The sequence below is a fragment of the Coleofasciculus sp. FACHB-712 genome, assembly GCF_014695635.1.
Classification (GTDB): Bacteria; Cyanobacteriota; Cyanobacteriia; order Cyanobacteriales; family FACHB-T130; genus FACHB-T130.
The window spans coordinates 1-10,944 of sequence record NZ_JACJOQ010000406.1; the positions used below are offsets into that span (position 1 = coordinate 1).

Genomic DNA, 10,944 nt, shown 5'->3' on the forward strand with positions numbered 1-10,944 from the left:
GATATTTTCCCTAATAGGGGTGCCACGATGTTTCCTTCCGCGTCAATGACGCTTTGAAAACTCAAGTCTGGAAAACGCTCAACCAACGCCGAAATCGTATCTCCCGTTCCCAGTAGGTAGCGATTATTAAACTGGGTCGGCTGTCCCTCAAACGGCTGAGGCGATGGATAACCCAGCGGTGGCGGCGGACTGGTGGGATCGATAGGAGCTGCTGGAATCACCACCGGCGATTGTACGTTTTCGTTGGTATTAGGGGAAGGAGGCGGAGGCGGGAGGGGAGGCGCGACCGAGTTGGGTAATGTGGGTAAAGTTTGACTCATCCCTCTACAAGCAAAAGTCCCTGAGTGCAGCATCCAGAGTAGGACACTACTCGGCAACGTGTAGACACTCGTGTGAAGAGTGAAGAGAAAGAAGGCGGTGAAGCGGTGCAACCGGCCTCCAGAAGTGCGAGACATAAGTATATTCACTAAGACCTTAGGGAACCGATTATCAAATTTATCAGTTATAACTCACTGTGCAATTTTCATTGCATTCTCAACAAAGCGATCGCGTCTTGAAGTTCCTCCCTAGAAATTCATCCCGTGATGTTTGAGACTGGCACGATTGCAAATCCTAAAACCCTTTTGAAGCATTAGGTTCCCTACCAATATCCTTGGAGCAAGATGGGATAAACTTCTACCCCTTGGAAAGCCGTTTGGCTTCTACACTCCACCGGCTTGCATCAAGGGTGACAGTTCTTAAAAAGTTGCACATCTCGAAAAGTTGCACAGAGTGTAGTTATCAGTAAATTCATTATTCAAATCCAAGCGAGTCAAGCAAATTTCTCCTCCCAGTCTCAATTCATAACTCTTTCATTAAAGCGGCTTGAACCGTTTGACCGAGCGATTTAGCAAGCGGTAGAGCTGTATCAACCTCAGCCAAAGGCTCCATCGGTATCAAGATGCTAACAGCAACCCAAGGCAAGCGGCGACGTTGCAATTGAGCCATTTGATCCGCCCAGAACCAGCCACTGGGAGACGGATTGCCTCCTCCAGGCCAAGCGTACCACTGAAGCACGGCGAAGGTCTGCTGCCGAGTCCAACCGCGAAAGAAACGAGCTTTAACATCGGAAGATGTCGGACGTGTAGCAGAAGTTCCAGATTCTGTAGTCTTTTGGGTTCCTGTTTGCAAAGGAGTTTCGACCTTAAACTGCAACCGCTGCTCTTGATCGGTCTGCCACTCTTTAAACCCATTAATATCCATCCACTCAACCTCTGGTTGAGCCTTGCGATCTTCTTGAGGCAAAAGCAGCAAAGTTACCTGGGTTTTTTCATCCTGCTGGAGTTCCTGAATCGACCATTTATGACCGCCAATCGTTACGGTATCCTGTTGTTGAGTCTGCCAGCCGGGAAGCGCTAGACCAGCCTGCCGTATATTTTTGAGTTGTTGGAGGTTGGTCACTCGTGGGGGATTTGCCCAAGACCAGCGTCCTGTCAAGTAACTAGGAACTGCGCCAATTGCCATCAGTCCGACAAGAAAACTCAGTAAGACGACTTTAGAAAATTGAAAGCGCTGCAATTTCTTGGGCAGTTTCATGCTTCATCCTTCTGAGGCTCATCTGAAATATATCGATCGATCGCATTGAGTAGAAGCACAATTAACCCCAACATACAGGCAGAATAAACATCACCGCCCCAGCCTTCGTGCAGCCAATCAAAAGTTTTTTCTTGGCCAGTACCATGAAAGAAAGTTAGCAGCGTATTGCGGACGATATTACCAGTAACGCTAATGACTACTGCACCGACGACTAACAAAATCGTCTTCGTACGAGATGCCCAAGCACCCGTCCAGTAAAGCAACATCAAGGTTACATAAAGACTGGTGAATAACATCTTAAGTCCAGCGCAGAAAGGCGCAACTTCTACAATTCGTCCGCCTACGAATAAGTAAATCTGGTTGACAGTAACATTCATCCCGAACTGAGTCAGGATGAAACCAGCTGTTGCAGCAATGAATCGCTGGAGGGGCAAGGTATAGGGAGCTAGTAAGTAAGGAATTTGGGTCGGCGTTGCCAAAAATACGAGTAACAAGGGAAAGCCTTGAAGTTTGAAGCCAGGAACTCCTTTCAGCCACAGACAAAGTCCAGCTAATACAGCAGGAAAGGATAAATTTATCAGGTCAGTAATGCCGCTGAGATAAAATACTCCGCCCAAGGCTAGCAAGGCTGCGCCTAGTGGATGACTTGTATCTGGTAACTGACGCCATTGTTGTCGATTTGACCAGGTTATATAGGCGGCAAAAGGCAACCCAATTAAACCGTGGCTGTAATATTCATGTTCAATACTGATATTTTTGTTCAACCAGCCATCGTACCAGTGCCATAACAGTGGAGCATACAGAATCACCAGCAAAGCAACAATGGTTCCTTCTAGCAAGTAACGCTCAATAGCAATCGGAATCTTTCGCTCAAAATGCATAGTTTGACCTTAATTTTCTAAGCTTTTTTAATGCTAAGCGCAAAGTTAGAATCATTATTCTTAGCGTTTTTTACATTGAAAATTCATCAGGTTCTCACACACAAGGTTTGCAAAGTATCAATGACCTGATGGACTTGGGTATCGCTTAAGCCTGGATACATCGGTAAGGATAAAATTTCCAGTGCTAGAGCTTCGGCTTGGGGGAAGTCTCCGGCTTGATAGCCGAGATTCTCGAAGGCGGGTTGAAGATGACAGGGAATGGGGTAGTGGATGCCGGTTTGAATACCAACAGCCGCTAGTTTGTCTTGAATCGTCTGCCGGTCGAGGGGACAAGCTTCAGTGACACGAACAACATAAAGGTGATAAATGTGACCGTTGCCACTTTGGTTTTGGATGGGGAAAATTCCAGAGTTTGCCAGCGGCTTCAATAAGGCGTCGTACTGCTGGGCTGCTTGGTTACGTGAGTGGTTCCAGTCGGCAAGATGAGGGAGTTTGATGTTGAGGACAGCGGCTTGCAGGGTATCAAGTCGGCTATTGGTACCGGGTTCAGTGTGGTAATACTTACGGGAACACCCGTAATTGCGGAGCGATCGCATTTTCTGCGCTACTGCTTCATCATTGGTGATGACCATGCCTCCATCTCCTATGGCACCCAAATTTTTACTGGGATAGAAGCTAAAAGCTGCTGCTTTACCAATAGAACCGGCACGATAACCTTCTCGCTGTGCTAGGTGAGCCTGAGCCGCGTCTTCAAATACAATCAGGTTGTGGGTGCTGGCAAAGTCCAAAAGTTGACGGGGCGAAACCATTTGCCCATACAGATGCACTGGAACGATCGCTTTGGTTTTGGCTGTGACTGCTTTTTCGGCGGCTGTAAAGTCAATTAGCGCAGTTTGAGGATCGCAATCGACTAAAATCGGTGTGGCACCAGCGTGGACAACGCCGATCAGAGTGGCGATGAAGGTATTGGTGGGTAAAATGACCTCATCCCCGGCACCAATACCACAGGCTTCTAATCCGAGCGCTAGCGCATCTGTTCCCGAAGCGACTCCAATGCCATAAGCCACACCACAGGCACTGGCAAACGCCGCCTCAAAGTCAGCTACAGCCTGACCTAATATAAAATCTCCTCGTTGAATCGTACCCCGCACTGCCTCCTCGATCTGTGTTTGAAGAGGCTGGTGTTGGAGTTGAAGATCCACAAAGGGAATTGCTGTCGTAATATTGTTCATACGGTATGAGAATTAAAGTTACCGATAGTTCCTAGGGTTTTTGAATCGCCAACGAGAATGCCTTTTGAGGTATCAACAGCACTGATTGGAAGAAAAGCTTAGGCCTTTAGAGCGATCGCTTCCATAAAGTTTTCACTGTTGATCCAGCTAAAGACCAGTTTAAGCGAGACGAATACTCCCTGTATGAAGAGAAAGTAAAGCTTTTATATTGAGAATATTTACAATATAAACGGCAAATTCTCTACACAGAATTTAATCAATTTTTATGTTATAAGTACGTAGTCGGGTTTTCCAAATATAAAAAGGGCTAATCAGGCTATTAGTAAAAAGCTCCATTTGGCAAGCAGCTACAATATCATCTTTCAAGGAAAATTTATACTTGATGAGATGAAATAATATTTTACGTAAATCGTTAACCATATACATAAAAAAAACGGCGGGTCGCTGCCAAGGTTTGAAACTTAGCATCCGAGTCCGATGGCGGCTCAAACCAATGCCGCGACATAATTTGATTAAATAGTCTTTCTCTAAGCGCCAGTGGGGAATTCGATGGTAAATACACATTTCAGGGTTGTACCAAATTTCCCATCCAGCTTGTTGAATATGTAATAGCGCTTCTAAATCTTCTCCTGCCAGCATATTGTCGCCAATTCGCCCGTGAAGAATAAAATTTTTCGGCACGCTTTCCAGCCAGACTTGGCGACGCACAACTAATCCAGCTCCAGGTGGTAGAACCTTTTTGTGGGGTTCGTAGCATAGAGCATTTGTTCCCCTGTCTGCAATAGCGAGCAGACAAGCGATTTCTTCAAAATTTTTGGGAGGAGTCCCTTGCAAGTCACCATAAATGCGGCTCCCATAACCGCCAACTTTCGGATGATTTTGCCCAAATGTGTATGCTGCCGAAACCCACGTAGATGTTGGTAAATTATCGTCATCAAGAAATCCAATCAACTTACCTCTGGCTTCTTGGACTGCACGTTGACGGGAAAAGGCAAGTCCTTGTTGGGGTTCAAAACAATATCTTAAAGGATAGGCGAAAGGCCAGTTTGCTTGGTATTCTCGAACAACTTTGGCGGTATTGTCTGAGCTGTTATTATCAACAACTAAAACTTCCCAGACAATTTGCTCGGTATGAATTTGCGATCGCAGTCGCTCTAAGACATCAGGTAAACGATCTTCCCCGTTATAAGTCGGAATGGCTACAGTAAAATCAACAGACATCGGTTTTAGAGCAGTTTTTTCAGATACGCGATCGTAATTAAGCATATGTTACATTCCTAAGCTTAATGATGCTCTTCTATACTCTTAGTATGCCCACAAGTACTGGTTGAAATCGCAACCCCACGAACATAATTAGGACTGCGCGAATTGCCAACATTATCGAGAAGCTCTGCCCTTTGCAAACAAGATCGAAGATGCAGATGCAAATTTAATTTTTCTGGTTTCAGCACTGCCTAATCTGGAAGATCGTCGTCAGCCGCTGATGACGCGGGGAGATGACTCGGCTGTGGGTAGATGCCGGAGAAAAATCGACATTTGACGATTCAAAGCCAGATTGACGCTCCACGAGCCGCCAGGGACGCTAGGTTTTCTCGTGGCACCCTGAACGTTGGGGTTATGAGATGGGCACGACAAAGTAAGAGTCGCCTCTTATAAAGTTTAACTGCATTGACGGCAGTGAAGTTTCAGACAGCGATCGCCAACATTGTACGGATATCGCCAGTACCATTCACCACAATCAAAAGGTAGAAATTTAGGGTAAGGTTTATTTTCCTTGAGAGCATGATTTCTGGATGAGGGGATTAGCTGGGATGACAAAAAATTGCGCTTGCTAAATTTTCCAGAAATCCTTGGTATGCCTTATCTAGCGCCCTTCCGGAATATGCGGAACTAATGAGGTGGTGCCGCTCGTACCGAGAATTGGCATCTGTGTAGCAATGTTCTAGCAGTGAATCCCATTCGGGTTGGATGCGATCGCTTACCAAAAATCAGCTTTCACCATACCTCATTCAAATCCAACTCAAATCCAGGTAGCACATCCTCGCCAGATAGAGTTAAAGGAAACTCCAACACCTCTACATCTTGCCCTAAACGGTAAATTTCTATCTGCTTCGTCTTGGGATCAATCAGCCATCCTAAGCCAACGCCGTTGGTGATGGCTTAGGATGGCTGCACGGGTGATGCCTGAGTCGGTGAACTCAATTATGAAGATTGCTCAACTTGGCTTTCAGATGGCTGATTGGTGTATGGATGCGATCGCTCTTCACCCTGTTTTTCCAGTCAAAGTGCGATCGCTGTTGAATTTTTGAACCGCCTTGGCGAAGCCTGCGCGAAGCGCTTAGACGCGAAGGACGCAAAGTAAGAAAAGAGAGGCGCTTAAGCGTTTTTAATGACCGAGTAATTTGTCTCGTAGATGCTTAATGCGATCGCGGTATTTTGCAGCCTCTTCAAACTGCAAATTCTTTGCTGCTTCCTTCATTTGCGCTTCCAGTTGGGTAATCAACTCTGGAATATTCTCTAAAGGCAAATCGTCCGCCTGTTCGTAAATTTCTTCCAACTGTTGAGAATTCAGCCGTCGCGAAACATCTAGGTAAGCCAAAATTGAGTTATTGACTTTTTTGATAATCGGTTGGGGTGTAATGTTGTGCATTTTGTTATATGCCATCTGAATCCCCCGCCGCCGGTCGGTTTCGTCGATCGCTTTGATCATGCTATCGGTGAGATTATCAGCATAGAGGATGGCTTGTCCCCGGATGTGACGAGCGGCGCGACCAATGGTTTGAATGAGCGATCGCTCTGCGCGTAAGAAACCTTCTTTATCTGCATCCAAAATTGCCACCAGAGAAACTTCCGGCAAATCCAACCCTTCTCGCAGCAAGTTAACCCCAATTAGCACATCGAAATTGCCCTCGCGCAACTCTTGCAAGATTTCAATTCGCTCAATCGAGTTAATCTCTGAGTGCAGATAGCGGACTCGAATTCCTCGTTCTTGTAAATATTCTGTCAAATCCTCCGCCATGCGCTTAGTTAAGGTAGTAACTAGCACCCGTTCTCGCTTGTCAATCCTGTCTTTAATCTCACCTAACAAGTCGTCAATTTGTCCTTCCGTGGGACGCACAAAAATTTCTGGATCGAGTACGCCAGTCGGACGGATTACCTGTTGTACAATTCGATCCTCTGACTGTTCTATCTCCCAGTTACCGGGAGTTGCAGAAACAAAAATACACTGATTTACCTTCTCCCAGAACTCTTCTGACTTCAGAGGACGGTTATCAGCAGCACTGGGGAGGCGAAAACCATGCTCAATCAGCACTTTTTTTCGTGCTTGGTCGCCATTGTACATTCCCCGAATTTGCGGGACGCTGACGTGAGATTCATCCACCACCAATAGCCAATCTTTAGGAAAATAATCAATCAGGGACTCTGGAGGTTCTCCCGCACGCCGTCCTGCTAGATGTCGGGAGTAGTTCTCAACGCCGTTGCAATATCCGACTTCCCGCAACATTTCCAAATCGTAGCGAGTGCGCTGATCGAGTCGTTGCGCCTCTAGTAATTTCCCAGCTTTTTCTAATTCTTCCAGCCGATCTTTAAGTTCCTGCTCAATATCGTTGCAAGCTGCTTCGAGTCTGTCTTCTGGGGTGACAAAGTGACGCGCTGGGTACACATTCACGGCGTCCATACTCTGAAGAATTTCGCCGGTTACGGGGTCAACGTAGCGAATGGCGTCAATTTCATCTCCAAAAAATTCTACGCGAATAATCCGATCTTCGTAAGCAGGGCCAATTTCTAGCACATCGCCCCGAACTCGGAACTTTCCTCGCCCCATTTCTACATCGTTGCGGCTATACTGCACGGAAGCTAAATCTCGCAGCAACTCGCGTTGATTCACTTCTCGCCCCATCTTTAAGGGAATCGCGGCTTTGAGATATTCCGAGGGAATTCCCAAACCATAAATACAGCTAATGGAAGCCACGACAATGACATCGCGCCGCTCAAAAAGCGATCGCGTGGCGGAGTGTCGCAACATATCAATTTCGTCGTTAATTGCAGCACTTTTCTCGATATATGTGTCGGTGACGGGAATATACGCTTCTGGCTGATAGTAGTCGTAGTAACTGACGAAATACTCCACCGCATTTGGGGGAAAGAACTCCCGCAATTCGTTACACAATTGAGCAGCGAGCGTTTTGTTGTGCGCCAATACCAGCGTGGGTCTGCCGACATTCTCAATAACGGCTGCTACTGAGAATGTCTTGCCCGTTCCCGTCGCTCCCAGTAGGGTTTGAAAGCGATCGCCTTTTTTTACGCCTTTCGTGAGTTGCGCGATCGCATTCGGCTGATCGCCCGTCGGTTGAAAGGGAGCTTGCAGACAAAATTGCGTCATACAGTTTTAAGAAGCTTTAAGAAAATTGTTTTTCGTGCCTGGAGCTTGGTCGGCAGATTACCACATCTCTCTTCTCTCTCATCCTAGCCATTTGCCCTCTTCTATGCCTTGCTCATCTAAGCGATCGCCAGAAATAAATCCTAACTTGTCACTGCCATGCACGTTCATCGCCAACAGCATAATTATTTTAATAAATATTGACAATTCTTATTTTTTGTATTCAAGCGGTAAAGCGATCGCTGATTCGTTTATCGGCTTCAACATTGCTTGCAAATGAGATTGTGTCATCCAAGTTTTTAGCGATCGCATTTTAGTTGTACTTGGGACTAAATTACTTCTCCCCATTTACTTGATTAGCACTCCCTCTGCAACTTTGGGAAGCCGCTTGTTTCTAGCGCAGGGGCGCTTTTACTGCAAAGGTTCGAGAGAGCTGTTGAAGGGAACTTATGAATGGGATAATAATCCCACGTTTTTAGCCGAGACAAGATTTCCTATTGTAAAAATTAAGAATTTTTTTAAATTATCATCTACCTTTAGCCGTAGGAAATACTCATTCTTTGAGCATAGGTAAAGAGTAATAATAGCGATCCCCATTTTTTCTGTCTGGGGGCAGAAGGCTATGTAAACAAAACTAGATACATTGAATACATAGAAGCAAAAGAAGACTGCGGCAGTAAAGCAAATTTAACGCATCTTCTAACTTATAAAACTGTTTGAAAGATTAGGAGAAAAAAATGAGCGTTGAAGATAGAGCTAAAGCAACCGGCAAAAATATCGAAGGCAAAGCCCAAGAAGCGCTCGGCAATATAACTGGCGATCCAGAAGATAAAGCTGAAGGAAAAGCCAAGCAAGCTGAAGCCCAAGTAAGTCACACCAAAGAAGATGTGAAAGATAAGGCAAAAGATTTGGTTGATAACGCCTAATACTTGACTTTGGAGGTCTAGCTACTGAAAAGATTCATCTAGACCTTCTCCCTTATTTAATGCAGCCAATACCACAGACAGGCAACACCCTGATTCTGTCTTGTAAAGACAAGTTTAATAGGAGACTGAGGTGAATTTTCTTCAGCAATTTCGGAAAATTTTTACGGCTTTAGTCTTGGTTCTGTTCCTCTCTACAGCTACAGCTTGTAGTGGAGCCAGCCAAGCAACGCAACCGAAAGCTCTACCGGGTGCGAGTAGCGGTGCTAACAGCATTGTTGCATATCAACAGTTGGAACGCGGTAGCACGGCAGCCGGTCAAGAATTTGGGAACTGGGTAGTCCAGACAGCGAAAGGATTAGTCAAGGATGCCTACGTCCGTGATAACAACAAATTGGGAGTTGTGATTACGCCCCAAGTCCGTCCTAACGAAGTTAAAAGTTTAGCAAGCTCTTTAGCTCAAGGATTCCACAAGAATTTTCCCAACCAAGATTTAACCATTTTGATGTATGCGCCAGATAAAAAACTGATTTTGACAGCCAAATATGATGAGCAGTCAAAACAAATTCAGTATCAAGGTGCTTAGTTTAACTAAGGGGAAATCGGTGAAAGCTGGGGCAATTCATCTAGCTTTAACTACTTTAGAAGGTGCATTTGTAGAGATGGGGTGAATCCCCTCTCTACCCAGAATTTACGATTTTTTCTTTTAGCTTTTGAATCAGGAGATAAGAAAATGACCAGCAGCGAACAATATAAGCGTCAAATCATGAATGATTTGGCTGGTGGTGACTCCGAAATGATGCAGGATGCTCCAAGCGATCCTAGCAGCGATTATCAAAATTTTGATGACTTTGCTCAACGTTCCTCTAGAGACGAACGCCGTCAACTGTTTGGGAAGTCTCTACATCCAGACAGCATTCCTGTCAGCCAGATGGAGCCAGAACTGCAAAAAGCGATCGCGCAAATTCAACCCAGCGAACGGGATGATGTGGCGCGGGAGTTCTTCAAGCGGTTAAAGGAAAGAGGACTCAATGACCGCCAGTTGGAGCAACAATTAAGTCTCTCCACGCATCACCCCAGCCGCATGAGTGCAGATGATGTTAGCAAACTGGCTACCTTTACCTATCACACTCATCCTGACATCTTTCAAGATGTATTAGCTGATAAACCAGCTATCATGAAGTTTCTGAGCAATCCAGTGGTTGCCGCTGTATTTGGCATCATGGCAGCTAAGTGGCTCGGCGGTCGCAGGCACTAAAACCCTTTGCGGTTAGACAGCAATAGGTAGTTGAAGAAAAGGCGCTCTAGTCAACTTGGAGCGCCTTTTTCAGTTTGACAACTTAGCAATTGAAGAAATTCAATGTTGCGAGTAGATGTTAGCTGGGCAGTCAATTTTTAGACTTTTCCAGTGCCAATTTAATCTCTGAAGATTCTCCTAAAGCTTCATTTATTACAATCAGCTTTCTCTGATTGTCGGCTCCCAATTGTTGATTGGCATTAAGTAGTTCAATTCCATAAATAGTTCCGTCAGGCGCTATATCTACATTTATTTCATCGCTCACTTGGATGGTTTCTACCTGCACTGTTTTTTCTTGTAAGTAGATATAAGCGACGTTGTATCTAGGAGCGTAAGTTAGTTTCATAAAATATTGTCCTTAAAAGAATTTGACAACTACAGTGATAACCAGGCAGTCTTTTTCGTTTTCTTTAATAGCGATAACCTCCACCTTCTTCGTACCATAAAACTTTCCTCTCCACTCGGCATTGAAGGGAAAGTTACGCCTAAACCCTGTTCGCTCTAATTGAGCAGAAATGTTGCGCCGCCTTCAACAGTGGTAATATAGCAATCGCCAAGGTAATTAGGACGACAAGCATAAGACATGCTCGATTGCATCTCGCAAACAATTAAACTGGTCGAGTTGTTTGCGGATGCGGCTCTTGAGCCAAGACCA

The 10,944-nt window shown here is 45.3% G+C and carries 11 protein-coding genes and 2 pseudogenes; 3 read left to right on the forward strand and 10 right to left on the reverse strand.

What is annotated here, in order from left to right; translation table 11 throughout:
* The 8 genes and pseudogenes from H6F50_RS12120 to uvrB form a co-directional block, all read right to left on the reverse strand.
* On the reverse strand, window positions 1-455 hold a 455-nt coding region (locus H6F50_RS12120), incomplete at its 3' end, for a polysaccharide biosynthesis/export family protein (RefSeq protein ID WP_190428895.1).
* Between the two features lie 385 nt (window positions 456-840).
* Window positions 841-1,575 carry a cyanoexosortase B system-associated protein gene (locus H6F50_RS12125; protein ID WP_190428896.1) on the reverse strand — a complete coding sequence of 245 codons (735 nt, stop codon included), beginning with the start codon at window positions 1,573-1,575 and terminating at the stop codon, window positions 841-843.
* Window positions 1,572-2,456 (reverse strand): cyanoexosortase B, encoded by an 885-nt coding sequence (crtB, locus tag H6F50_RS12130; protein ID WP_190414275.1) that lies wholly within the window; start codon window positions 2,454-2,456, stop codon window positions 1,572-1,574. The genes H6F50_RS12125 and crtB overlap by 4 nt, the downstream gene beginning before the upstream one ends.
* An 86-nt stretch (window positions 2,457-2,542) precedes the next feature.
* Entirely contained in the window at window positions 2,543-3,688 is a 1,146-nt protein-coding gene (locus H6F50_RS12135) for a DegT/DnrJ/EryC1/StrS family aminotransferase (protein ID WP_190428897.1), read from the reverse strand.
* 252 nt (window positions 3,689-3,940) lie between these two features.
* Complete coding sequence (gene hpsE / locus H6F50_RS12140; protein WP_190428898.1) at window positions 3,941-4,909, reverse strand: hormogonium polysaccharide biosynthesis glycosyltransferase HpsE; 969 nt, start codon at window positions 4,907-4,909, stop codon at window positions 3,941-3,943.
* 252 nt (window positions 4,910-5,161) lie between these two features.
* Complete coding sequence (locus tag H6F50_RS12145; RefSeq protein ID WP_190428899.1) at window positions 5,162-5,323, reverse strand: hypothetical protein; 162 nt, start codon at window positions 5,321-5,323, stop codon at window positions 5,162-5,164.
* A gap of 360 nt (window positions 5,324-5,683) precedes the next feature.
* Window positions 5,684-5,845 (reverse strand): annotated as a pseudogene (locus tag H6F50_RS12150) (Uma2 family endonuclease); the annotation flags it as partial.
* A 229-nt stretch (window positions 5,846-6,074) separates the two neighbouring features.
* A complete protein-coding gene (uvrB, locus tag H6F50_RS12155) occupies window positions 6,075-8,072 on the reverse strand; it encodes an excinuclease ABC subunit UvrB (RefSeq protein ID WP_190428900.1) in 1,998 nt (665 codons plus the stop codon).
* A 734-nt stretch (window positions 8,073-8,806) separates the two neighbouring features.
* On the opposite strand from uvrB, the gene H6F50_RS12160 reads away from it, so the two are divergent.
* The 3 genes from H6F50_RS12160 to H6F50_RS12170 all read left to right on the forward strand — a co-directional run bounded on the left by H6F50_RS12160 (window position 8,807) and on the right by H6F50_RS12170 (window position 10,250).
* Window positions 8,807-8,995 (forward strand): CsbD family protein, encoded by a 189-nt coding sequence (locus tag H6F50_RS12160; protein WP_190414269.1) that lies wholly within the window; start codon window positions 8,807-8,809, stop codon window positions 8,993-8,995.
* 130 nt (window positions 8,996-9,125) lie between these two features.
* A complete protein-coding gene (locus H6F50_RS12165) occupies window positions 9,126-9,578 on the forward strand; it encodes a hypothetical protein (protein ID WP_190414267.1) in 453 nt (150 codons plus the stop codon).
* 147 nt (window positions 9,579-9,725) lie between these two features.
* Window positions 9,726-10,250 carry a hypothetical protein gene (locus H6F50_RS12170; RefSeq protein WP_190414265.1) on the forward strand — a complete coding sequence of 175 codons (525 nt, stop codon included), beginning with the start codon at window positions 9,726-9,728 and terminating at the stop codon, window positions 10,248-10,250.
* A 130-nt stretch (window positions 10,251-10,380) separates the two neighbouring features.
* Here the strand turns inward: H6F50_RS12170 and H6F50_RS12175 are convergent, their stop codons facing one another.
* Together H6F50_RS12175 and H6F50_RS27065 are read right to left on the reverse strand one after the other, a co-directional pair.
* Window positions 10,381-10,635: a DUF2283 domain-containing protein gene (locus H6F50_RS12175; protein WP_190428901.1), complete on the reverse strand. Its 255-nt coding sequence runs from the start codon at window positions 10,633-10,635 to the stop codon at window positions 10,381-10,383.
* A 216-nt stretch (window positions 10,636-10,851) separates the two neighbouring features.
* Window positions 10,852-10,944, reverse strand: a pseudogene (locus H6F50_RS27065) (IS630 family transposase); the annotation flags it as partial.

What these genes read in the sequence shown, in the direction of transcription:
- uvrB (WP_190428900.1), bottom strand. Translation starts at nt 8,072, where the DNA reads ATGACGCAATTTTGTCTGCAAGCTCCCTTTCAACCGACGGGCGATCAG.
- H6F50_RS12135 (WP_190428897.1), bottom strand. Translation starts at nt 3,688, where the DNA reads ATGAACAATATTACGACAGCAATTCCCTTTGTGGATCTTCAACTCCAA.
- crtB (WP_190414275.1), bottom strand. Translation starts at nt 2,456, where the DNA reads ATGCATTTTGAGCGAAAGATTCCGATTGCTATTGAGCGTTACTTGCTA.
- hpsE (WP_190428898.1), bottom strand. Translation starts at nt 4,909, where the DNA reads ATGTCTGTTGATTTTACTGTAGCCATTCCGACTTATAACGGGGAAGAT.
- H6F50_RS12160 (WP_190414269.1), top strand. Translation starts at nt 8,807, where the DNA reads ATGAGCGTTGAAGATAGAGCTAAAGCAACCGGCAAAAATATCGAAGGC.
- H6F50_RS12175 (WP_190428901.1), bottom strand. Translation starts at nt 10,635, where the DNA reads ATGAAACTAACTTACGCTCCTAGATACAACGTCGCTTATATCTACTTA.
- H6F50_RS12170 (WP_190414265.1), top strand. Translation starts at nt 9,726, where the DNA reads ATGACCAGCAGCGAACAATATAAGCGTCAAATCATGAATGATTTGGCT.
- H6F50_RS12125 (WP_190428896.1), bottom strand. Translation starts at nt 1,575, where the DNA reads ATGAAACTGCCCAAGAAATTGCAGCGCTTTCAATTTTCTAAAGTCGTC.